Source organism: Variovorax sp. V116 (assembly GCF_041154435.1).
Lineage (GTDB): Bacteria > Pseudomonadota > Gammaproteobacteria > Burkholderiales > Burkholderiaceae_C > Variovorax > Variovorax paradoxus.
The window spans coordinates 4,857,974-4,880,427 of record NZ_AP028661.1; the positions used below are offsets into that span (position 1 = coordinate 4,857,974).

Sequence of the window (22,454 nt, forward strand, 5' to 3'; positions counted from 1 at the left end):
GCGAATGTCCCCCGCCCTTCGGGCTCCTCCTTGATTTCGCTGCGGGGAGCACCCGATGCCCTGTGCACTGGGGCACGCTCGGTGTGCATCGCTGATCAACGACTGCTCCGCATAACGCTCCCGTCGATGGGGTGCCTTGCGCAGCGAAATAAAGGAGGAGGCCGCAGGCCGGGGGACATTCGCGGAGCAAGGTACCCCGTCGGCGGGAGCGCGCTCTGAACGACGGCGCGCAGCAAGGAAACAACAAGTCACCCTAGCCACCCTGCACCTGCAGACTGCGCATCGTGCGCCCCATCGCGAGGCGCCCGAACGCGACCAGCAGAGCGATCCAGAAGCACTGCAGCCCCAACGCACCCATGGCATGCCAGCCGCTCAGCTGCCCGAAGTACAGCCGCGCCGGAATGTCGAACAGCCCCGCCAGCGGCTGTACCAGCAGTGCGGTCTGCCAGGCGTCGGGCAGCAGCGCCAGCGGCAGCAGGTTGCCCGAGAACACGATGACCACGGGGGTGGCCACCGCGCTGATGCCGCGCTCGTTGAGCGCCGCCGTGGCCGCCACGTTGAGCAGCATCACCATCGCGGTGGACAGCAGCAGCGCGAGCCCGATCGACAGCAGGAACGCCAGGCCGGCCACCGCATTCGCGGGCGGCTGCCAGGCCCACTCGCCGAGCCCCGCCAGCGGCAGCGCGACCGCCGCGAAGGCCGCCATCAGCGCCACGCGCGGCAACAGCCGCGCCGCGATCCAGCCGGCGCTGCGCGCGAACCACAGCGCGTACGCATCCACCGGCCGCAAACGGTCGTAGGCGACCGCGCCGGTGCGCACGGCCTGCGCCACCTCCGGGTCGCCGAGCCAGGGCAGCAGCACCAGCAGGCCTTGTGCGAGCCAGGTGTAGCTGACGGCCTGGGCGAGCGACATCGGCGACGCCGCGCCTGCGACGGCGCTGCCGCCGTAGAACGCCGCGAACACCATCACCTTGATGCCGCCCCACCAGCACTGCGTGGCAAAGCCGGCGAGCGCCGCCGTGCGGTACTGCAGCATCTGCATGAAGCGCGACACGAAGGCCGCGGCATAGGGGCGCAGCAGCTCGCGCGGGCTCACGCTTCGGCCGCTCCGTGCATGGCATAGAAGCGCGCGATCACGGCCTCGATGGCCATGCCTTCGAGGCGGATGTCTTCCACCGCGTGTTCGGCTGCGATGCGTGCGATCAGCGCGGGGGCGGAGGTCAGCGCGGGATCGAAGTCGAGCACCAGCGTCTGGCCGTTGCGCGCGTGCACCGTGGCGCCGGGCACCTGGTCGGGCAGCGCCGCGTCCTGCGCAAAGTCGACCACCAGCCGGCGCTCGGCCATCACCTGCGCGCGCAGCGCCTCGACCGGGCTGTCGGCCAGCACGCGGCCATGGCCGATGACGATCACGCGCTCGGCCAGCGCCTCGATGTCGTGCATGTCGTGCGTGGTCAGCAGCACGGTGGTGCCGCGCTCGCGGTTGGCGCGGCGCACGAAGTCGCGCACCGCGAGCTTCGAGGGCGCGTCGAGGCCGATGGTCGGCTCGTCGAGAAACAGGATGTCGGGCTCGTGCAGCAGCGCCGCCGCGATCTCGGCGCGCATGCGCTGGCCCAGCGAGAGCTGGCGCACCGGCTGGCCGAGCACGCGCTCCAGGTGCAGCAGCGCGACCAGTTCGTCGCGCGTGCGCCGATAGCGCGCCGGCTCGACGCGATAGATGTCGCGCAGCAGGTCGAAGCCGTCGCCCACCGGCAGGTCCCACCACAGCTGCGTGCGCTGGCCGAAGACCACGCCGATGCGCGCCACGTGGCGCTCGCGGTCCGCGAAGGGATCGCGTCCGTCGATCTCCACGCGCCCGCCGTCGGCCCGCAGGATGCCCGAGAGAATCTTGATGGTGGTCGACTTGCCCGCGCCGTTCGGCCCGATGAAGCCCAGCAGCTCGCCGCGCTCGAGCGAGAACGACACGCCCGACAGCGCCTGCACCGTGCGGTGGCGGCGCCGCACGAGGCCGCGCAGCGCGCCCATCACGCCGGGGTCGCGCTCGGAGATGCGGTAGCTCTTGAGGAGTTGGTCGACGAGGATGTGGGGCATGGAAAAAAAGCGCCGCGCCGGCGTGAACGCGCGGCGGGGGCGGGATGCTACACGAAACCGCCGGTACGATCACGGGCTCTGCAGAGATTGCCCGCCCGCCATGCCCTCGCCGACTTCCCTTCCGCCCTCGCCCACCCACCTGCTGCCGCTGGACCGCTGGGCCGCGCCCACGCGCCATGCGCTCGCCGGCGTGTTCACCGACATCGACGACACGCTCACCACCGAGGGCGCGATCACGCCCGATGCACTGCAGGCCCTCGGCGCCCTCAAGGCCGCGGGCCTTGCCATCGTGGCGATCACGGGCCGGCCCGTCGGCTGGAGCCTGCCCTTCGTCAACACATGGCCAGTCGATGCCATCGTGGCGGAGAACGGCGCGGTGGCGCTGCTGCCCGCGGCCGAGGGCAGGATCGAGAAGCGCTACATGCAGGATGCGCCCACGCGCAGCGCCAACTTCGAGCGCATGCAGGCCGTGCTGGCGCGCATCGAGCGCGAGATCCCGGGCGCGCAGCGCGCCACCGATTCACCGGGCCGCGAGACCGACATCGCCATCGACCACAGCGAGTTCGTGCAACTGGGCGAAGAAACCATCGCACAGGTCGTCGCGCTGATGCGCAGCGAAGGCATGCACGCCACCGTGAGCAGCATCCACATCAACGGCTGGTACGGCGACAACGACAAGCTCGAAGGCGCACGCTGGATCGTGCGCGAGCTCTGGGGCCGAACGCTCGACGACGAACTCGACCGCTGGGCCTACGTGGGCGACTCCACCAACGACCAGCTCATGTTCCGCACCTTCGCGAGCAGCATCGGCGTGGCCAACGTCGCGCGCTTCGTGCCGCAGCTGGAGCACCTGCCGCGCTACGTGACCGAGGGCGAGCGCGGCGCGGGCTTTGCCGAGGCGGCGCGCGCTGTGCTGTCTGCGCGCTGACCGGCCCGTCGCGCCATCCCTGCAAGCCGGCTCACTTCTCCTTCGCCAGCCCCAGCTTCTCGATCACCGCCTTCTCGCGCACCACCGTGTCCTGTGCAAACTTGGTGTAGGCCGCCGAGCTCATGTAGTTGGGCAGCATGTCGTAGCGGCCGAGCGAGGCCACGTAGCTCGGCTCTTCCATCGCCTGTTTGAAGGCGTCGTGCAGCTTCTTCACCACCTCGGGCGGCGTGCCCTTGGGGGCGCCGATGCCGAAGGGCGAGTTCTGCACGATGTCGTAGCCCAGCTCCTTCAGCGTCGGGGCCTCGGGGAACTTGGCGAGGCGCTTCTCGCCCCAGGTGTTGAGCACGCGCAGCTTGCCGGCCTCCACCTGCGGCGCAAAGCCGGTGCTGTCGGCGGCGGCCATGAGCTGGCCGCTGACCACCGCGAGCATCAGGTCGGCGCTGCCCTTGTAGGGCACGTGCTGCAGCTGGATGCCGGCTTTCTGCGCGATCAGCTCGGTCGTGAGGTGCGGGCTCGTGAGGTTGCCGGTGGAGCCGTAGGTGAGCCTGCCGGGGTTGGCCTTGGCGTAGGCGACGAAGTCGGCCCAGGTCTTGAACGGGCTGTCGGCCGGCACCACGATGCCGAAGGCATAGCCCGTGACGTTGAGCACGTAGCTGATGTCCTTGAGCGGATCCCAGTTGATCTTGGTGGTGTAGCCGAGGCGGAACACGCCGAGCGGGATCTGCGCGACGGTGTAGCCGTCGGGCTGCGCGGTCTGCAGCGCCTGCGCGGGCAGGGTGCCGCCGGCGCCGGGCTTGTTGTCGATGATGACGGGCTGGCCGAGGATCTTGCTGGCGTTGTCGGCCAGCTGGCGCATCGTGATGTCGGTGGGCCCGCCCGCGGGGAAGGCGATGACCAGCTTGACCGGCTTGGAGGGAAAGGCCTGCGCGAGCGCCGCCAGCGGAGAAAGAAGAAGCCCGCAGGCTGCGGCAAGCGTGGCGGCACGGAAAAGGGATCGGCGGGGCATGGTGGCGGGTTCCTGGAACGGGAAAAAAAGCAAAGGGCGCATTGGGCCCTGCCCTTGGCGCGGCGGCAATCGGTGCTCACCCGACTGCTGTCGCCTGCGGCTCAGCCCGCGGCCTGCTGCTCGAAACCCTGCAGCACGTTGACCGCGTTGACACCCACCTCGGCCACCGCATAGCCGCCCTCGAACACGAACACCGTGGGCAGGCCGGCGCGCGCCAGGTCTTCGCCCATGCGCAGGTAGTCGTCGCTCCGCAGCCGAAAGCCCGCGACCGGGTCGCCTTCGAAGGTGTCGAGGCCGAGCGACACCACCAGCGCGCCTGCGCGCACCGCGGCAATGCCGTCGAGCGCGGCCTTCAGCGCCGCGCGCCAGATGGCGAAGCCGGTGCCGCGCGCGAGCGGCAGGTTGTGGTTGAAGCCGAGCCCGGCGCCCGCGCCGCGCTCGTCGGCATGGCCCAGGTAGTAGGGATAGTCGGTCAGCGGATCGCCATGCAGGCTTGCGAAATGCACGTCGCTGCGCTCGTAGAAGATGGCCTGCGTGCCGTTGCCGTGGTGGTAGTCCACGTCGAGCACCGCCACCCGCTCCACGCCCGCATCGCGCAGCGCCTGCGCGGCCACCGCGGCGTTGTTGACGAAGCAGTAGCCGCCGAAGAAATCGGCGCCCGCATGATGGCCGGGCGGCCGCGTGAGCGCGAAGGCGGCGCGCTCGCCGCCGATGACGCGCTGCGCCGCGGTCCAGGCGCAGGCGGCGCCGTGGCGCGCGGCGGCCCAGCTGCCGGCCATGAGCGGCGTGCCCGCGTCGAAGGAGAACAGCCCCATGCGCGCGGGAAAGCTCTTCGGCAATACATCGGTGCGCATGCCGCGCGTGGGCCAGTACGAAGGCAGCGCATCGCGCGATGCGTTCGACGGATTGAGCGCCACCCACTCGTCCCAGGCATGCGCAATGAAGTCCAGGTAGCGCGGCGCGTGCACCCTGGCCAGCAGCGCCTCGTCGAAGGCATCGGGCACCTGCAGCGGGCCCAGGCCGCGGCGCTCCAGTTCATGTTTCACATGGTCGACGCGGGCGGGCACCTCGAAGCACGGCACCAGTTCGCCGCGGAACATCTCGACTTTGCCCTGGTGCAGCGCGTGCCGGTCGTTGTAGATGGTGAGCATGCCGCCCATCATGCCGCACGCCGCAGCACGGCACGGCGCCGGCCGGACGCCGTCAGCCCGAACAGGTCCTTCGGGTCGTCGAGCTCGGGCACCAGTGCGATCTGCTGGCCGATGCCGCGCTCCAGCGACAGCTGGTGGATATAGCGCAGCGCCGTGTAGTCCTCCAGCGCAAAGCCGACCGAGTCGAACACCGTGACCTGCTCGGCACTCTCGCGCCCGGGCACGCTGCCGAGCAGCACCTTCCAGAGCTCGTGCACCGGAAAGTCGGCCGGCAGCTGCTGGATCTCGCCCTCGATGCGGGTCTGGGCTTCGTACTCGACGAACACGCGCGCGAGGCGCAGCACGTCGGGATGCAGCTCGGTCTTGCCGGGGGAATCGCCGCCCACCGCATTGATGTGCATGCCCGGCTCGATCATGCCGGGCGAAAGCACGACCGCATGGCCCTGGTGCGCCGTGACCGTGGTCACGATGTCGGCGCCGCGCACCGCATCGGCGACCGATGGCGCGCGCACCACCTCGAGCGGCGTGCAGGCCGACAGGTGGCGCACCAGCTTGTCGGTGGCGCGCGGATCGATGTCGAACACGCGCACCTCCTCGATGCCCAGCAGCGCATGGAAGGCCAGCGCCTGGAACTCGCTCTGCGAGCCGTTGCCGATCAGCGCCATGCTGCGCGAGCCGGGCCGCGCCAGCGCCTGCGCCGCCATGGCCGAGGTGGCGGCGGTGCGCAGCGCGGTGGTGAGCGTGAGCTCCGACAGCAGCACCGGGTAGCCCGTATCGACCTCGGCCAGCACGCCGAAGGCCATGACCGTGGGCAGGCCCACGGCCGTGTTGTGCGGATGGCCGTTGACGTACTTGAAGGCGTAGGCGCCGTCGTCGGCCACCGGCATCAGCTCGATCACGCCGAGGTGCGAGTGGCTGGCCACGCGCGCCTTCTTGTCGAACTCGCGCCAGCGCATGAAGTCGTCGCGCAGCGCGTCGGCCAGGGCCTTGAGGAATTGCGGAACGCCGGTTTCGTCCACCAGGCGAACCAGGCTGTGAACATCGATGAAGCGGGTCATGGCGCGGCTCCTTGCGTAGCCCGGACGCGGCGCTTCATTCCTTCAAGTATTCACTCCACCATGGCTGATCCAGGATGCGCCTGCGCCAGGGGTTGCAGCCATTGTGCGCCTGCTTGCAGGCCATGGCGAGCCCCCGCCGGGTCCTGGCGGAAGCACGGCTTCAGTCGTGCCTGTGCTCTTCGATGCTGCGCTCGAGGAAGCGCCAGAGCCGTTCGTCTTCGCTGAAAGCCACGTTGAAGCGCAGCCAGCCGGTGGGATGCGGGTTGACCAGGAACAGCTGGCCCGGGCCGAGCATGATGCCTTCGGCCGCGGCGCGGCGCGAGAGCTCGGCGCTGTCGGCAATGTCCGGGTGCCGGGCCCACAGGTACATGCCAGCCGCGGCTTCGTGGAACAGCTCGAAGCCCAGCCCGTCCAGCCGCCGCGCGACGCTGCCCTGCGCCTGCGCGAGGCGTTCGCGCAGCGACTTGAGGTGCTTGCGCCAGCGGCCATCGGTCACGATGCCGAAGGCCAGCCGCTCGGTGATGTCGGACGAGGTCAGGCCCGAGATCATCTTGAGCTGCGCCAGCTCTTCGAGCAGCTCCGGCCGGGCGACCACGTAGCCGACGCGGATGTTGGGCGAGATGGTCTTCGAGTAGCTGCCCACGTAGACCACGCGGCGCAGCTGTCCCAGGCTGGCGAGCGAGGGGCGCATCGAGGCGTCCATCTCGGCATAGATGTCGTTCTCGACCAGCGTGAAGTCGTGCGCCTGCGCGAGCTGCAGCAGTTGCACCAGCTGCGGCAGCGATGCCATCGAGCAGGTCGGGCTCTGCAGCCGAGGCTGGGTGAAGAAGGCCTTGGGCCGATGCGCCGCGAGCAGCGCCTCGAGCGCCGGCATGTCGTAGCCCGTGGGGATGCGCGGCACGCCGACGATCTCCACGCCCAGGAAGCGCAGCATGAACATCAGGTTCGGATAACCCGGATCGTCCACCAGCACCGAATCGCCCGGCTTGAGCAGGCGGCGCGCCACCAGGTCCAGCGCCTGGCTGGAACCCTGGGTCAGCAGCACCTGGGCGGCGTCGACCACGATCTGCTGCTCCGAGAGCGCCTCGGCCGTCGCCATGCGCAGCGCCATGTGGCCGAAGGGCAGGCCGTAGCCGCCGATGTCGGCGCCTTCGGAGGCCAGGTGGCGAAGGCTCCGGCGCATGCCGTCCTCGAACAGCCAGTCGTGCGGCAGCCAGCCACAGCCGGGTTTGAGCGGCAGGTTGCGGTTCTCGAAGATCTGCTGCAGGTACCAGCGGGCGTCGAAGCGGGGGTCCGGGCGGGGCGCACTGGCCGCGCCGGCGGCGCTGTCCTCGATGCGCCGCTTGACGAAGAAGCCGGCGTTGGCGCGCGAGACCAGGAGGCCCTGCGCCACCAGCCGGTCGTAGGCCTCGACCACCGTGAACACACTGACGCCGTGGGCCGCGGCAAAGGCGCGGATCGACGGCAGCTTGCTGTCGGCCTTTAGCTTCTGGGAGCCGATCAGTCCGCGCAACCCTTCCACGATCTGGCTGACCAGCGGCGTCGGCTGTTCGGGGCGAAGAATGAGCATCGGGGGCGTCTGCAGCAGTCCGGCCTGCACCATATTGAGGAAAGTATGTACAGGATACAAGACCAGTACAGTCTTCCGGGCGATCACTTCCGGTGTACATGGCTGGATCGATTCGTGGGACCTAGAGTGCCGGCATTCCTTCTTCAAAGCACAGGCCGCACCCATGCAACGCGAACCCCACCTCAGCAATGCCGCCCTCATGGCCCGCCGCAATGCGGCCGTGGCCCGCGGCGTCGGCCAGGCCCATGAGATCTTCGTCAGCCGCGCCGCCAACGCGGAAGTGTGGGACGTCGAGGGGCGACGCTACATCGACTTTGCCGGCGGCATCGCGGTGCTCAACACCGGCCACTGCCATCCGGAGATCAGCGCCGCCGTGAAGGCGCAGGTCGATCTTTATTCGCACACCTGCTTCCAGGTGCTGGCCTACGAGCCCTACGTGGAGCTGGCCGAGCGCCTGAACGCGCTGGCGCCGGGCAATTTCGCGAAGAAGTCGATCTTCCTGAGCACCGGCGCCGAGGCGGTCGAGAACGCGGTCAAGATCGCCCGCGCCCACACCCGGCGGCCCGGCGTCATTGCCTTCAACGGCGGCTACCACGGCCGCACCATGATGACGCTCGGCCTGACCGGCAAGGTGGCGCCCTACAAGCTCGGCTTCGGCCCGTTCCCGGGCGAGGTGTTCCATGCGCTGTACCCGAACGCGCTGCACGGCGTGAGCGTGGACGATGCACTGCATTCGGTCGAGCTGCTGTTCAAGAACGACATCGAGCCCGAGCGCGTGGCGGCCTTCATCCTGGAGCCGGTGCAGGGCGAGGGCGGCTTCTATGTGGCGCCCAACGACTTCGTCGAGGGCCTGCGCGCGCTGGCGGACCGCCACGGCATCCTGATCATTGCCGACGAGGTGCAGACCGGCGCCGGGCGCACCGGCACCTGGTTTGCGAGCGAGCAGTGGCCCGTGGCGCCGGACCTGATCACCACCGCCAAGTCGATGGCCGGCGGCTTTCCGATCTCCGGCGTGGTGGGCCGCGCCGAGGTGATGGATGCGCCCGCGCCCGGCGGCCTGGGCGGCACCTATGCGGGCAGCCCCATCGGCTGCGCCGCGGCGCTCGCGGTGCTCAAGGTGTTCGACGACGAGCAGTTGCTGGCGCGCAGCCGGGCGCTGGGCGGGCGGCTCACGGCGGGGTTGCGCCGCATCGCCGCCGGGGTGCCGGCCATCGGCGACGTGCGCGGGCTCGGCGCCATGGTGGCCATCGAGCTGTTCGAAGACGGCGACACCGCGCGGCCTGACGCCGGGCTGACCCGCCGGGTGGTCGCGGAGGCGGCGCGGCGCGGGTTAATCCTGCTGTCATGCGGCACCTATGGCAATGTAATTCGCGTGCTGGTGCCGCTCACGGCATCCGACTTGCTTGTGGACGAAGGCCTGGCGCTTCTCGCGGACAGCTTCGCCGCGTTGCGCTGACCGACCCTTTCCTGAAATCTTCCATGACAGCAGAACCCTTGGTGCGCTTCCAGCGTGTCCAGAAGACCTACGACGGCGAGCACCTGGTGGTGCGCCAGCTCGACCTGGACATTCACCGCGGCGAGTTCCTGAGCCTGCTCGGGCCTTCGGGTTCGGGCAAGACCACCACGCTGATGATGCTGGCGGGCTTCGAGTCGCCGACCTCGGGCGAGATCCTGCTCGACGGCAAGCCGATCACCGGCACGCCGCCGCACAAGCGGAACTTCGGCATGGTGTTCCAGAACTACGCGCTGTTTCCGCACCTGAGCGTGGGGCAGAACGTGGCCTATCCACTGACCGTGCGCAGGGTGCCCAGGGCCGAGCAGCAGCGCCGCGTGCAGCGCGCGCTCGACATGGTGCAGCTGCGCGGCATGACCGACCGCCTGCCCGGCCAGCTGTCGGGCGGCCAGCAGCAGCGCGTGGCGCTGGCGCGCGCGCTGGTGTTCGAGCCCCAGCTGGTGCTGATGGACGAGCCGCTCGGCGCGCTCGACAAGCAGCTGCGCGAGCACATGCAGCTCGAGCTCAAGGACCTGCACCGCCAGCTGGGCGTGACCTTCGTCTACGTGACGCACGACCAGGGCGAGGCGCTCACCATGAGCGACCGCGTCGCGGTGTTCAACGAAGGCGTGATCCAGCAGCTGGACACGGTCGACGGGCTGTACGAAACGCCGTCCAACCGCTTCGTGGCCGGCTTCGTCGGCGACAACACGGTGCTCAAGGGCCAGCTGGGCCGCGGCGGCGAGCGCGCCGAGATGACGCTGCCCGACGGCCGCGTGCTGCACGGGCTCAACGTCGGCGGTGCGGCCGCGGGCGCGGCTGTGGAGGCCTGCATCCGCCCCGAGCGCGTGGTGCTGCACCGCAGCCCGGCCGCACAGGGCGCCAACATGCTCGCCGCCCAGGTGTCGCGCGTCATCTACTTCGGCGACCACCTGCGGCTGCTGTGCAGCGTGGGCGACGGCCAGGCCGACGCCACCGTGAAGCTGCCGCTCGATGGCGCGGGCGGCACCGCCGCACCGCAGGCCGGCGAAGCGGTGGTGCTCGAATTCCCGATGGCGCATGCGCGCATCTATGCCCACTGAATCCGGCTCGTTGTTCCCCCGTTTCCTTTCATCACCCAGGAAGATTCCCACCATGAAAAAGACCCTTCTCGCCTGCATCGCTGCCGCCGGCTTCGCGCTGCCGGCCTTGGCCCAGCAGCAGCTCACCGTGGTCAACTTCGGCGGTGCCAACGCCAACGCCCAGAAGAAGGCCTATTACGAGCCCTACGAAAAGACCGGCACCAAGATCATCCCGGTCGAATACAACGGCGAGCAGGCCAAGATCAAGGCCATGGTCGAGACCAAGAAGGTCACCTGGGACGTGGTCGAGGTCGAGTCGCCTGACGCCGCCCGCGGCTGCGACGAGGGCCTGTTCGAGAAGCTCGACTACTCCAAGATCGGCAGCAAGGCCGACTTCCTGCCGGCCGCGGTCACCGACTGCGGCGTCGGCCTGTTCGTGTGGTCGACCGTGATGGCCTACAACGGCGAGAAGCTCAAGACCGCGCCCACCAGCTGGGCCGATTTCTGGGACGTGAAGAAGATCCCCGGCAAGCGCGGCATGCGCAAGGGCGCGCGCTACAACCTCGAGTTCGCGCTCATGGCCGACGGCGTGAAGCCGGCCGATGTCTACAAGGTGCTCGCCACCAAGGATGGCGCCGAGCGCGCGTTCAAGAAGCTCACCGAACTCAAGCCCAACATCCAGTGGTGGGAAGCCGGCGCACAGCCGCCGCAGTTCCTGGTGGCCGGCGACGTGGTGCTGACCACCGTGTACAACGGCCGCATCGACGCGGCCAACCGCGAAGGCCGCGACCTCAAGATCTACTGGCCCGGCGGCATCTACGACCTCGACTACCTGGTGATTCCGAAGGGCGCGCCCAACAAGGAAGCCTCGCTCAAGTACATCCAGTTCGCGATGCAGCCGGCCAACCAGGCGGTCTATGCCCAGAACATCGCCTACGGCCCCACCAACACCAAGGCGCTGGCTTCGCTCAGCCCCAAGGTGCTGGCCGACCTGCCGACCTCGGCCACCAACGCCAAGGAGGCGCTGCAGTTCAACGTCGGCTTCTGGGCCGACCAGGGCGAGGCGCTCGAGAAGCGCTTCGCATCCTGGGCCACGCAGTAAGCGGGCAGGCAAGAGGCCATGCAAGCGGCAATGCCTGTCCCCCAGGCCTTCGCAGAGGCGCCGCCGGGCGAGCTCCGGCGTGCGCTGGCGCGCGCCGAGTCGCGCCGCAAGTGGCGCGCCTTTGCGCTCACGGCGCCGCTCCTGGTGTTTTTGCTCCTGACGCTGCTGGTGCCGATCGTGGCGCTGCTGCAGCGCGCGGTCGAGAACCCCGAGGTTGCCAACGCGCTGCCGCGCACCGTGCGCGCGCTCGACGGCTGGAGCCGCAAGGAGGCGCCTGCGCCCGCGGCCTATGCCGCCATCGCGGCCGACCTCGCCCAGCTGCCCGACAGCTCCGACGCGGGCGCCCTGGCGCGCCGCCTCAACACCGAGATCGCAGGCGCCCGCTCGCTGGTGATGGGCACCTTCCGGGCATTGCCGATCGCCGGCACGCCGGACGAGGTCAAGGCGCGCATGCTGGAGATCGATCCGCGCTGGGGCGAGCTGCCGTTCTGGCAGGCGATTGCCAAGAACGGTTCGCGCTGGACGCCCGACTACCTGCTCGCCTCGGTCGACCTGCGGCGCGACGTGGCCGGCGAGGTGGAGCGCATGCCCGCCGACCAGCGCGCCTTTGCCGGCATCCTGCTGCGCACCTTCAACATCAGCGCCGTGGTCACCTTCTTCTGCCTGCTGCTGGCCTATCCGCTGGCCTGGTGGCTGTCGACGCTGCCGGCGCGCAAGGCCAACGTGCTGATGATCCTGGTGCTGGTGCCGTTCTGGACCTCCATCCTGGTGCGCGTGGCGGCCTGGATCGTGCTGCTGCAGTCCGAGGGGCTGGTCAACCGCGGCCTGATGGGCATCGGCCTGATCGACCATCCACTTGCGCTGCTGTTCAACCGCACCGGCGTGATCATCGCGATGGTGCACATCCTGCTGCCCTTCATGATCCTGCCGCTCTACAGCGTGATGAAGAGCGTGCCGCCCACCTACCTGCGCGCGGCCGTCTCGCTGGGCAGCTCGCCGCTGGCGGCCTTCTTCCGCGTGTACGTGCCGCAAACCTATCCGGGCATTGGCGCCGGCGCGCTGCTGGTGTTCATCCTGGCCATCGGCTACTACGTGACGCCGGCGCTGCTTGGCGGCGCGGACGACCAGATGCTCAGCTACTACATCGCCCGCTACACCAACGTGGAAATCAACTGGGGCATGGCCTGCGCGCTGGGCGCCGTGCTGCTCGCCGCCACGCTGGTGCTGTATGCCGTGTACCGCCGCATCGGCAAGGCCGAGCTGAGCCTCGGCTGAGCGGCACGAAGGACACACACGCATGTTCAAGCTTCCCCAATTCCCGGCCTATGCCACCTTCGCCGACAAGCTCGGCTGGTGGGCGGTGCGCGCGGGCTGCATCGCGGTGCTGGCCTTTCTGCTGGCGCCGATCCTGGTGGTGATTCCGCTGTCGTTCTCCGACAGCTCGTTCCTGGCCTACCCGATCCGGGGCTGGTCGCTGCAGTGGTACCGCAACCTCTTCGATTCGCCCGAGTGGGGGCGCGCGGCGCGCAACAGCTTCATCGTTGCGCCGGCCGCCACGGTGCTGGCCACTGTGCTGGGCACGCTGGCGGCGGTGGGGCTGTCGCGCACGAGCTTCGCCTTCAAGGGCCTGCTCATGAGCGTGCTGATCTCGCCGATGGTGGTGCCGATCGTGGTGGTGGGCGTCGCCACGTATCTCTACTTCGCGCCGCTCGGGCTGGCCGACACCTACATCGGGCTGATCGTGGTGCATGCGGCGCTGGGTGCGCCCTTTGTGCTGACCACCGTGCTGGCCACGCTGGCCGGCTTCAACCACAACCTGGTGCGCGCATCGCTGAGCCTGGGCGAAACGCCGTTCAGGACCTTCATGCGCGTCACGCTGCCGGTGATCGCGCCGGGCGTGATCTCGGGCGCGCTGTTCGCCTTTGCCACCTCGTTCGACGAAGTGGTGGTCACCTTGTTCCTCGCGGGGCCGGACCAGGTCACGCTGCCGCGCCAGATGTTCACCGGCATCCGCGAGAACATCTCGCCCACCATCGCCGCCGTGGCAACGCTGCTGATCGTCTTCACCACCACGCTGCTGCTCGCGCTCGAATGGCTGCGCGGCCGGCGGCGCTGAACCCGCACACGCACGATGCCCAACGCCACACCGAACCAGCCGCTCGGCGGCAACACGATGCCGCGCTTCGCCGGTCCCGGCACGATGATGCGGCTGCCGTCCGCAACTTCGCCTGAGGGGCTGGACGCGGCCTTCATCGGCGTGCCGCTGGACATCGGCACCTCCAACCGGCCGGGCGCGCGCTTCGGGCCGCGCCAGATCCGCGCCGAGTCGGCATTGCTCAGGCCCTACAACATGGCCACCGGCGCGGCGCCTTTTGACAAGCTGAACGTGGCCGACCTGGGCGACGTGCCGATCAACACCTATTCGCTCGAAAAATCGATCGACATCATCTCGGACTTCTACGGCGCGGTGCTGGCCGCCGGCTGCGCGCCGCTGACGCTCGGCGGCGACCACACCATTGCGCTGCCGATCCTGCGCGCGGTGGCGCGCAAGCATGGCCCGGTCGCGCTGGTGCATGTGGATGCGCATGCGGACGTGAACGACGACATGTTCGGCGAGCGCATTGCCCACGGCACGCCGTTCCGGCGCGCGGTCGAGGAAGGCCTGCTGGCCTGCGACAAGGTCTGGCAGATCGGCCTGCGCGGCACCGGCTATGCGGCGGATGATTTCGACTGGCCGCGCCAGCAGGGCTTCACGGTGGTGCAGGCGCACGAGGTCTGGCACCAGTCACTGGCGCCTCTGATGGCGCAGGTGCGCGAGCGCATCGGGCCGGCGCACCCGGTATACATCAGCTTCGACATCGACGGCATCGATCCTTCGTTTGCCGGCGGCACGGGCACGCCCGAGATCGGCGGACTCACCGTGCCACAGGCGCTGGAGATCGTGCGCGGCTGCCGGGGCTTGAACGTCGTCGGGGCCGATCTGGTGGAGGTGAGTCCGCCCTACGACGTCAGCGGGAACACCGCGCTGCTGGGGGCCAATCTTCTGTATGAGATGTTGTGTGTGCTGCCTGGGGTGCCTTATCGGTGACTGTGCGTGGTCCTTTTAGGCGCTGCTGTTTTCAGGGCGCGTGCACAGGCCACCGGGTACTCCCCTCCGCGAATGTCCCCCGCCTTCGGCTCCTCCTTTATTTCGCTGCGGGGAGCACCCGATGCCCTGTGCACCTGGGCACGCTGCTGTTGTTCCGCCGATCAACGGCCGCTCTGTCCAACGCTCCCGCTGATGGGGTGCCTTGCGCAGCGAAATCAAGGAGGAGGCCGAAGGCCGGGGGACATTCGCGGAGCAAGGTACCCCGTCGGCGGGAGCGCGCCCTGAACAGCAGCAGCCTCACCAAACAAGACTCTTCAACCCAACAGATCGCAAAACAAAACCGAGACCATCGACCATGAAAACATCTCCTCTCGCATTGCTGAACGACCCGACCCTCCTGAAGACAGACGCGCTGATTGCCGGCGAATGGATTCAAGGCAAGAGCCGCTTCGACGTGAACGACCCGGCCACAGGACAGAAGCTGGTCGACGTAGCCAACCTCACGCGTGCGGACGCCACGCTTGCCATTGCCGCCGCCGACAAGGCGCTGGCTGCCTGGCGCGGCAAGACCGGCAAGGAGCGCAGCATCGTGCTGCGCAGGTGGTTCGACCTGCTCATCGCCAACACCGAGGACCTCGGCCGCCTGATGACCGCCGAGCAGGGCAAGCCCTTTGCCGAGGCCAAGGGCGAGGTCGTCTACGGCGCGAGCTTCGTCGAGTGGTTTGCCGAGGAAGCCAAGCGCGTGAACGGCGAGGTGCTGCCGCAGTTCGACAACAACCGGCGCCTCCTGGTGATGAAGCAGCCCATCGGCGTGTGCGCGGCGATCACGCCGTGGAATTTTCCGCTCGCCATGATCACGCGCAAGGTGGCGCCGGCGCTGGCCGCGGGCTGCACGGTGGTCATCAAGCCGGCCGAGCTCACGCCGCTCACGGCGCTGGCCGCCGCCGAACTGGCCATGCGCGCCGGCATTCCGGCGGGCGTGCTCAACGTGCTCACGGCCGACAGCGGCAACAGCATCGCGGTCGGCAAGGAGCTGTGCGAGAGCGGCGTCGTGCGCCATCTGAGCTTCACGGGCTCCACTGAGGTCGGCCGCATCCTCATGAGCCAGTGCGCGCCGACGGTCAAGAAGCTGTCGCTCGAACTGGGCGGCAACGCGCCCTTCCTGGTGTTCGACGATGCGGACGTGGATTCGGCCGTCGAGGGCGCCATGGCCAGCAAGTACCGCAACGCCGGCCAGACCTGCGTGTGCGCGAACCGGCTGTATGTGCAGGACGGCATCTACGACGCCTTCGTCGAGAAGTTCGCGGCCAAGGTCAAGGCGCTGAAGGTCGGCAACGGCTTTGAAGATGGCGTGGTGCAGGGCCCGCTGATCGAGGATGCGGCCATCGACAAGGTGCAGCGGCATGTGGCCGACGCCGTTGCCAAGGGAGGCCGTGTGCTGGCGGGCGGCCACCGGATGCAGGGCCAGTTCTTCGAACCCACCGTGATTGCCGACGCCACCGCCGACATGCTGTGCGCGCGTGAAGAAACCTTCGGGCCGTTTGCGCCGGTGTTCCGCTTCAAGACAGAGCAGGACGGCATCGATGCGGCGAACAACACCGAGTTCGGCCTCGCGAGCTACTTCTACACCCGCGACGTGGGCCGGATCTTCCGCGTGGCGGAAGCGCTGGAATACGGCATGGTGGGCATCAACGCCGGCGTGATCGCCACCGAGCATGTGCCCTTCGGCGGCGTGAAGCAGTCGGGTCTGGGACGCGAAGGCTCGCACCACGGCATGGACGACTACGTCGAGATCAAGTACCTCTGCCTGGGCGATATCCAGAAATAGGAAACCAGGCTGGGCGGGGGCCGCGCCCCGCCCTGCCCGCTACCGCGCCAGCACCGGCGCCAGGGCCACGCCGGTGTGCGTGCCGAGCCGCACCACTTCCTCCGGCGGTGCCGCGGCCACGATGCGCCCCCCGGCGTTGCCGCCCTCGGGACCCAGGTCGATGATCCAGTCGGCCTCGGCGATCAGGTCGAGGTCGTGCTCGATCACCACCACGCTGTGGCCGCCGTTCACCAGCCGGTGCAGCACGTGGATCAGCTTCTCGACGTCGGCCATGTGCAGGCCCACGGTCGGCTCGTCGAGCACGTACAGCGTGTGCGGCGCCTTCTGGCCGCGGCGCGTGACGTCGTCGCGCACCTTGCTGAGTTCGGTCACCAGCTTGATGCGCTGCGCCTCGCCGCCCGAGAGCGTGGGCGAAGGCTGGCCCAGCGTGAGGTAGCCCAGCCCCACGTCCTTCAGCAGCTGCAGCGGATGGCTGATGTTGGGCATGGCCGCAAAGAACTCGACCGCCTCGTCCACTTCCATCTGCAGCACCTCGCCGATGCTCTTGCCGCGCCAGCTCACGGCCAGCGTTTCGGGATTGAAACGCGCGCCATGGCAGACCTCGCAGGGCACCTTCACGTCGGGCAGGAAGCTCATCTCGATGGTGCGCACGCCGGCGCCGTCGCAGCCGGGGCAGCGGCCTTCGCCGGTGTTGAAGCTGAAGCGTGCCGGGCCGTAGCCGCGCGCCTTGGCTTCGAGCGTGTCGGCGAACAGCTTGCGGATGGTGTCCCAGAAGCCGATGTAGGTGGCCGGGCAACTGCGCGGCGTCTTGCCGATGGGGGTCTGGTCGACCTCGAGCACGCGGTCGATGCTTTCGTAGCCTTCGACGCGTTCGCAGCCGGACCACGCCGGGCGCTTGCCCGCGGCATCGGCGTCGCGGCCGGCCTTGGTCATGCGCTGGACCACGATGCCATGCACGCTGGCCAGCAGCACGTCGCGCGCGAGCGTGGACTTGCCCGAGCCGCTCACGCCCGTCACCACCACCAGGCGGTGCAGCGGCAGCGTGGCGGTCACGTCCTGCAGGTTGTGCAGATCGGCGCCGTGCACCGTGAGCCAGGCATTGGCACTCGCTCCCTCCCCTCCCGGGGGAGGGGAGGGGTGGGGGCTCGCGGCGTTTGCACGGCCAGCGGTCTTCTTCGAGGCCGTCGCGCCCCCTCCCCGGCCCTCCCCCGGAAGGGGAGGGAGAGGAACCAATCGCCGTTCGTGCAAGGGATGCTTGATCGCATCGCGCAGGTAGCGCCCGGTCTGCGAATCGCCCGCCTTCTGGATGTCGGCGACCGAGCCCTCGGCCACGAGGCGGCCGCCGCGCTTGCCGGCGCTCGGGCCGATGTCGATGATGTGGTCGGCGCGGCGGATGGTGTCTTCGTCGTGCTCCACCACCACCAGCGTGTTGCCCTTGTCGCCGAGCTTGTGCAGCGCGTCCAGCAGGATCTGGTTGTCGCGTGCATGCAGGCCGATGGTCGGCTCGTCGAGCACGTAGCACACGCCCTGCAGGTTGCTGCCGAGCTGCGCCGCGAGGCGGATGCGCTGCGCCTCGCCGCCGCTCAGCGTGGGCGCGCCGCGGTCGAGCGTGAGGTAGCCCAGGCCCACTTCTTCGAGGAATTCGAGACGGCTCCTGATCTCGGGCACCAGGTCGCGCGCGATCTCGGCTTCGCGGCCCGTGAGCGCCAGGCCTTCGAACCACTGCCGCACCTCGGTCACGCTCATGCGCGCGAGCTCGGTGATGCCGATGCCGCCCATGCCGTCGGCCGGCGAGGCGCCGAAGCCCACCGCGCGCGCCGTGGCATTGAGCCGCGTGCCTTCGCAGGTCGGGCAGGCGGTGTCGGCCAGGTCTTCGATCTCGGGCTCGGCGAAGGTCTGTTCGCGGCCCTTGTTGTCGTCGTCGCGGATCGAGTCGTCGAAGACCTTGCGCTGGTCCTTGCTGAGCTTGACGCCGGTGCCCACGCAGTCGGGGCACCAGCCGTGCTTGCTGTTGTAGCTGAACAGGCGCGGATCGAGTTCTGCGTAGCTGGTGCTGCAGACCGGACAGGCGCGCAGCGTGGAGAACACGTTGACGCGGCCGATGCCCGAGGCCGACACGCCGGCCATCATCGCGGCCTTGAGGCCGTCGAGCTGGCTCAGCACATGCACCACGCCCTTGCCGTGTTCGAGCGCCTTGGTGAGCGCCTCGCGCAGCTCGGTCTCCTTCGAGGGCAGCACGTCGAGGCTGGCCACCGGCAGCTCGATGCTGTGCTCCTTGAAGCGGTCGATGCGCGGAAAGCCGGTGGTCGGCAGGAACTCGCCGTCCACGCGCAGGTGCGTGAAGCCGCGCGGCCGCGCCCAGTCGGCGAGTTCGGTGTACACGCCCTTGCGGTTGCTCACCAGCGGCGCGAGCAGGCCGATGTGCTGGCCCTTGAAGTTGCGCATCAGCTGCGCCGCGATGCTGTCGGGCGTCTGCGGCTGCACCGCCGCGCCGTCGTGGATGCAGTGCTGGATGCCGAGCTTCACGTACAGGAGGCGCAAGAAGTGCCAGACCTCGGTGGTGGTGCCCACCGTGCTCTTGCGGCCGCCGCGCGAGAGGCGCTGCTCGATGGCCACCGTGGGCGGAATGCCGTAGACCGCATCCACTTCAGGCCGGCCCGCGGGCTGCACGATGCTGCGCGCATAGGCGTTGAGCGATTCGAGATAGCGCCGCTGCCCTTCGTTGAACAGGATGTCGAAGGCCAGCGTCGACTTGCCCGAGCCGCTCACGCCCGTCACCACGCTGAACTTGCCGCGCGGAATGTTCACGCTGAGGTTCTTGAGGTTGTGCTCGCGCGCGTTGACGATCTCGATCGCATGGCCGCCCGGCGCCGTCTTGGCATTGGCGATGTAGCGCCGCGCGGCGCGCTCCGCCACCTTGTAGGCCTCGGGGCCGATGGCCAGGTCGTAGTCGGCCAGCGCCGCGCCGGTGAGCGAGGCGCGGTTCTCGCGCAACTGCTCGGGCGTGCCCTCGGCCACCACCCGGCCGCCGCCCTCGCCGCCTTCGGGGCCGAGGTCGATGCACCAGTCGCTGGCGCGGATCACGTCGAGGTTGTGCTCGATCACGATCAGCGAATGGCCGGCGTCGAGCAGCTTGCGCAGCGCGCGCATCAGCCGCGCGATGTCGTCGAAGTGCAGGCCGGTGGTGGGCTCGTCGAACAGGAACAGCGTGCCTCGGCGCGCGACCGATTGCTTGCTGGCCGTTGCGCTCTTGGCCGCCTCGGCCAGGAAGCCCGCGAGCTTGAGGCGCTGGGCCTCGCCGCCGCTCAATGTGGGCACGGGCTGGCCGAGCTTGACGTAGTCGAGCCCCACGTCGGAGATCGGCTGCAGCACGCGCAGCACGTCGCGGTCGGCCTCGAACACCGCCGCGGCTTCGGCCACGGTGAGGTCCAGCACGTCGGCCACGTTGTAGCTCCGGCCCTTGCGCTCGACCTTCACTTCGAGGATCTCGGGACGGTAGCGCTTGCCGTCGCAATCGGGGCAGCGCAGGTACACGTCCGAGAGAAACTGCATCTCGACGTGCTCGAAGCCCGAGCCGCCGCAGGTCGGGCAGCGGCCGTCGCCGGAGTTGAAGCTGAACTTGCTCGCGGTGTAGCCACGCTGGCGCGAGAGCGCGGCGGTGGCGAAGATCTCGCGGATCGCGTCCCATGCGCCCACGTAGCTCGCGGGATTGGAGCGCGCGGTCTTGCCGATCGGCGACTGGTCGACGAAGACCACGTCGCCCAGGTGATCGGCGCCCAGCAGGCGGTCGTGCGCGCCCGGTGTTTCGGTGGCCTTGCCGAAGTGGCGCATGAGCGCGGGTGCCAGCACGTCCTGGATCAGCGTCGACTTGCCCGAGCCGCTGACGCCGGTCACGCAGACCAGCCGCGCGAGCGGAAACTCGACCGTGATGTTCTTGAGGTTGTGCTCGCGCACGCCTTCGAGGATGAGCCGGTGCGTGTTCTCGCTCACGAGCCGCTTGAAGCCCATGCCGATCTTCTTGCGCCCGCCCAGGTACTGGCCCGTGAGCGTGTCGGCATCGCGCAGCTGGTCGGTGCTGCCGTCGAACACGATCTGCCCGCCGCGGATGCCCGGGCCGGGGCCCATGTCGATCACGCGGTCGGCCGCGAGCATCACGGCCGGGTCGTGCTCGACCACCACCAGCGTGTTGCCGGCGTCGCGCAGGCGCAGCATGGCCTCGGTGATGCGGTTCATGTCGCGCGGATGCAGGCCGATGCTGGGCTCGTCGAGCACGAACAGCGTGTTGACCAGCGAGGTGCCGAGCGCGGTGGTGAGATTGATGCGCTGCACCTCGCCGCCCGACAGCGTGCGGCTTTGCCGGTCGAGCGTGAGGTAGCCGATGCCGACGTCGTGCAGGTAGCGCAGGCGGGTGGTGATTTCTTCATGGAGGAGCTTGAGCGCCTGGGCTTCGCCCTGTCTTGCTCCTTCCCCCGCCGGGGGAAGGCCGGGATGGGGGCTCTCGGCCTCCACCACCGCCGCAGCTTTTGCAGAGGCCGCGTGCCCCCACCCCTGCCCTCCCCCGGCGGGGGAGGGAGCCAAGCCCATGCGGTCGAAGAACCGCCGCAGCCGCTCGATCGGCAGCAGCATCAAATCATGCAGGCACAGCCCCGGCAGCGCCTCGAGCTGCGCGCGCGTCCACTTCACGCCGGCCGGCATGAAGCGCTTGGCGGGCTCCAGCACCGCGTCCGCGTCTTCCTTGCTGCCGATGCGCCAGATCAGGCTGTCGAGCTTCAGGCGCGCGCCGCTGCAGGTGGGGCACGGCGTGTAGCTGCGGTACTTGGACAAGAGCACGCGGATGTGCATCTTGTAGGCCTTGCTCTCCAGGTACGCGAAGAAGCGGCGCACGCCGTACCACTGCTTGTTCCAGTTGCCCTCCTTGTAGTTGGGCGTGCCCTCGATCACCCAGTGCTTCTGCTCGTCGGTGAGCTTGTTCCAGGGCGTGTCGCGCGGGATGCCGGCCGCCTCGGCGTGGCGCATGAGGTCGTCCTGCGCCTCCTTCCACGCGGGGGTCTGGATGGTCTTGATCGCGCCGGCGCGCAGGGTGAGCTTGTCGTTCGGGATCACGAGGCCCAGGTCGACGCCGATCACGCGGCCGAAGCCGCGGCAGGTGTCGCAGGCGCCGACGGCCGAGTTGAACGAGAACATCGACGGGATCGGGTCGGCGTAGCGGATGTCGCTTTCGGGGCAGTGCAGGCCGGTGGAGAACTTCCACACGTCCGCGGGTGCGTTCTCGTCGGCGCCGGTGGCATGCACCGTGACCCGCCCGCTGCCGCGCTTGAGCGCCACCTCGATGGCCTCGACCACGCGCGCGCGCTCGGCGCTCGAGATGCGGAAGCGGTCGGCCACCACGTCGAGCATCTTGCGCGGGCCGGTGGGCGTGGCCACCTCGCGCTCGGCCTGCACGCGCGTGAAGCCGCTGGCCGAGAGCCATTGCGTCACTTCATCGGCCGAGGTGCCGGCCGGCAGCTCGACCGGGAAGGTGACCACCAGCCGCGGATCGCCCGCCGCAGCCGCGCGCTCGGCGATCTGCGCATAGATGCTGTCGGGCGAGTCGTGGCGCACCGGCAGCGCGGTTTCGCGGTCGAACAGCTGGGCCGCGCGCGCGTAGAGCAGCTTCAGGTGGTCGTTGAGTTCGGTCATCGTGCCGACCGTGGAGCGCGAGGAGCGCACCGGGTTGGTCTGGTCGATGGCGATGGCGGGCGGCACGCCCTCCACCTTGTCGACGGCCGGCTTGTCCATGCGGTCCAGGAACTGGCGCGCGTAGGCGGAAAAGGTCTCCACGTAGCGCCGCTGGCCCTCGGCATAGAGGGTGTCGAACACGAGGCTCGATTTGCCCGAGCCGCTGGGCCCGGTGACCACGGTCATCTCGCCGGTGCGGATGTCGAGGTCGAGGTTCTGGAGGTTGTGCTGGCGCGCGCCGCGAATCCGGATGGAGCCCTGTGTCATGAATGCCTTGGGGGGTGGGGCAAACATTCTAGGGAGTGGCCGGTGACGTATTCGTGCACTCCGTCACATGGTCTGTGGCCGCGCAGGGGTTTGTACG

15 protein-coding genes are annotated in these 22,454 nt (G+C 69.1%); 8 read left to right on the forward strand and 7 right to left on the reverse strand.

Translation table 11 applies throughout. The features are described from left to right. Positions 1-253 precede the first annotated feature (253 nt). Both ACAM58_RS23245 and ACAM58_RS23250 read right to left on the reverse strand, forming a co-directional pair. Positions 254-1,096 (reverse strand): ABC transporter permease, encoded by an 843-nt coding sequence (locus ACAM58_RS23245; RefSeq protein WP_369663638.1) that lies wholly within the window; start codon positions 1,094-1,096, stop codon positions 254-256. Beyond that, on the reverse strand, positions 1,093-2,088 hold the full coding sequence (locus tag ACAM58_RS23250; protein ID WP_369663639.1) for an ATP-binding cassette domain-containing protein: 996 nt from the start codon (positions 2,086-2,088) through the stop codon (positions 1,093-1,095). Before ACAM58_RS23250 ends, ACAM58_RS23245 begins: the two co-directional genes overlap by 4 nt. Positions 2,089-2,188: 100 nt before the next feature. Between ACAM58_RS23250 and ACAM58_RS23255 the strand changes: the two genes are divergently transcribed. Further along, positions 2,189-3,016, forward strand: a complete 828-nt coding sequence (locus tag ACAM58_RS23255; protein ID WP_278880461.1) for an HAD-IIB family hydrolase — start codon at positions 2,189-2,191, stop codon at positions 3,014-3,016. 31 nt (positions 3,017-3,047) lie between these two features. Here ACAM58_RS23255 and ACAM58_RS23260 read toward each other — a convergent pair whose 3' ends face one another. The 4 genes from ACAM58_RS23260 to ACAM58_RS23275 all read right to left on the reverse strand — a co-directional run bounded on the left by ACAM58_RS23260 (position 3,048) and on the right by ACAM58_RS23275 (position 7,801). Beyond that, a complete protein-coding gene (locus tag ACAM58_RS23260) occupies positions 3,048-4,022 on the reverse strand; it encodes a tripartite tricarboxylate transporter substrate binding protein (protein ID WP_369663640.1) in 975 nt (324 codons plus the stop codon). Between the two features lie 101 nt (positions 4,023-4,123). After that, positions 4,124-5,173: a histone deacetylase family protein gene (locus ACAM58_RS23265; protein WP_369663641.1), complete on the reverse strand. Its 1,050-nt coding sequence runs from the start codon at positions 5,171-5,173 to the stop codon at positions 4,124-4,126. Positions 5,174-5,181: 8 nt separating this feature from the next. Further along, positions 5,182-6,231: an ornithine cyclodeaminase gene (locus tag ACAM58_RS23270; RefSeq protein WP_369663642.1), complete on the reverse strand. Its 1,050-nt coding sequence runs from the start codon at positions 6,229-6,231 to the stop codon at positions 5,182-5,184. A 160-nt stretch (positions 6,232-6,391) separates the two neighbouring features. After that, complete coding sequence (locus ACAM58_RS23275; protein ID WP_278874478.1) at positions 6,392-7,801, reverse strand: PLP-dependent aminotransferase family protein; 1,410 nt, start codon at positions 7,799-7,801, stop codon at positions 6,392-6,394. Between the two features lie 163 nt (positions 7,802-7,964). On the opposite strand from ACAM58_RS23275, the gene gabT reads away from it, so the two are divergent. The 7 genes from gabT to ACAM58_RS23310 all read left to right on the forward strand — a co-directional run bounded on the left by gabT (position 7,965) and on the right by ACAM58_RS23310 (position 16,372). Then, complete coding sequence (gabT, locus tag ACAM58_RS23280; protein WP_369663643.1) at positions 7,965-9,257, forward strand: 4-aminobutyrate--2-oxoglutarate transaminase; 1,293 nt, start codon at positions 7,965-7,967, stop codon at positions 9,255-9,257. A gap of 23 nt (positions 9,258-9,280) precedes the next feature. Beyond that, positions 9,281-10,375 carry an ABC transporter ATP-binding protein gene (locus ACAM58_RS23285; RefSeq protein ID WP_369663644.1) on the forward strand — a complete coding sequence of 365 codons (1,095 nt, stop codon included), beginning with the start codon at positions 9,281-9,283 and terminating at the stop codon, positions 10,373-10,375. A gap of 52 nt (positions 10,376-10,427) precedes the next feature. Next, positions 10,428-11,456, forward strand: a complete 1,029-nt coding sequence (locus ACAM58_RS23290) for an ABC transporter substrate-binding protein (protein ID WP_369663645.1) — start codon at positions 10,428-10,430, stop codon at positions 11,454-11,456. 18 nt (positions 11,457-11,474) lie between these two features. Further along, positions 11,475-12,731 carry an ABC transporter permease gene (locus tag ACAM58_RS23295; protein ID WP_369663646.1) on the forward strand — a complete coding sequence of 419 codons (1,257 nt, stop codon included), beginning with the start codon at positions 11,475-11,477 and terminating at the stop codon, positions 12,729-12,731. 22 nt (positions 12,732-12,753) lie between these two features. Beyond that, positions 12,754-13,572, forward strand: coding sequence for an ABC transporter permease (locus ACAM58_RS23300; protein WP_015867460.1), 819 nt, complete (start codon positions 12,754-12,756; stop codon positions 13,570-13,572). Positions 13,573-13,587: 15 nt separating this feature from the next. Continuing rightward, positions 13,588-14,544, forward strand: a complete 957-nt coding sequence (gene speB / locus ACAM58_RS23305) for an agmatinase (RefSeq protein WP_369663647.1) — start codon at positions 13,588-13,590, stop codon at positions 14,542-14,544. Between the two features lie 355 nt (positions 14,545-14,899). After that, on the forward strand, positions 14,900-16,372 hold the full coding sequence (locus ACAM58_RS23310) for an NAD-dependent succinate-semialdehyde dehydrogenase (protein WP_369663648.1): 1,473 nt from the start codon (positions 14,900-14,902) through the stop codon (positions 16,370-16,372). Between the two features lie 39 nt (positions 16,373-16,411). Here the strand turns inward: ACAM58_RS23310 and uvrA are convergent, their stop codons facing one another. Next, positions 16,412-22,357 carry an excinuclease ABC subunit UvrA gene (uvrA, locus tag ACAM58_RS23315; RefSeq protein ID WP_369663649.1) on the reverse strand — a complete coding sequence of 1,982 codons (5,946 nt, stop codon included), beginning with the start codon at positions 22,355-22,357 and terminating at the stop codon, positions 16,412-16,414. Between the last annotated feature and the right edge of the window lie 97 nt (positions 22,358-22,454).

Bases quoted from the DNA above. Each gene is read 5' to 3' on its own strand.
- ACAM58_RS23250 (WP_369663639.1), bottom strand. From the start codon at position 2,088: ATGCCCCACATCCTCGTCGACCAACTCCTCAAGAGCTACCGCATCTCC.
- ACAM58_RS23255 (WP_278880461.1), top strand. From the start codon at position 2,189: ATGCCCTCGCCGACTTCCCTTCCGCCCTCGCCCACCCACCTGCTGCCG.
- ACAM58_RS23260 (WP_369663640.1), bottom strand. From the start codon at position 4,022: ATGCCCCGCCGATCCCTTTTCCGTGCCGCCACGCTTGCCGCAGCCTGC.
- ACAM58_RS23265 (WP_369663641.1), bottom strand. From the start codon at position 5,173: ATGCTCACCATCTACAACGACCGGCACGCGCTGCACCAGGGCAAAGTC.
- ACAM58_RS23270 (WP_369663642.1), bottom strand. From the start codon at position 6,231: ATGACCCGCTTCATCGATGTTCACAGCCTGGTTCGCCTGGTGGACGAA.
- ACAM58_RS23275 (WP_278874478.1), bottom strand. From the start codon at position 7,801: ATGCTCATTCTTCGCCCCGAACAGCCGACGCCGCTGGTCAGCCAGATC.
- gabT (WP_369663643.1), top strand. From the start codon at position 7,965: ATGCAACGCGAACCCCACCTCAGCAATGCCGCCCTCATGGCCCGCCGC.
- ACAM58_RS23285 (WP_369663644.1), top strand. From the start codon at position 9,281: ATGACAGCAGAACCCTTGGTGCGCTTCCAGCGTGTCCAGAAGACCTAC.
- ACAM58_RS23290 (WP_369663645.1), top strand. From the start codon at position 10,428: ATGAAAAAGACCCTTCTCGCCTGCATCGCTGCCGCCGGCTTCGCGCTG.
- ACAM58_RS23295 (WP_369663646.1), top strand. From the start codon at position 11,475: ATGCAAGCGGCAATGCCTGTCCCCCAGGCCTTCGCAGAGGCGCCGCCG.
- ACAM58_RS23300 (WP_015867460.1), top strand. From the start codon at position 12,754: ATGTTCAAGCTTCCCCAATTCCCGGCCTATGCCACCTTCGCCGACAAG.
- speB (WP_369663647.1), top strand. From the start codon at position 13,588: ATGCCCAACGCCACACCGAACCAGCCGCTCGGCGGCAACACGATGCCG.
- ACAM58_RS23310 (WP_369663648.1), top strand. From the start codon at position 14,900: ATGAAAACATCTCCTCTCGCATTGCTGAACGACCCGACCCTCCTGAAG.
- uvrA (WP_369663649.1), bottom strand. From the start codon at position 22,357: ATGACACAGGGCTCCATCCGGATTCGCGGCGCGCGCCAGCACAACCTC.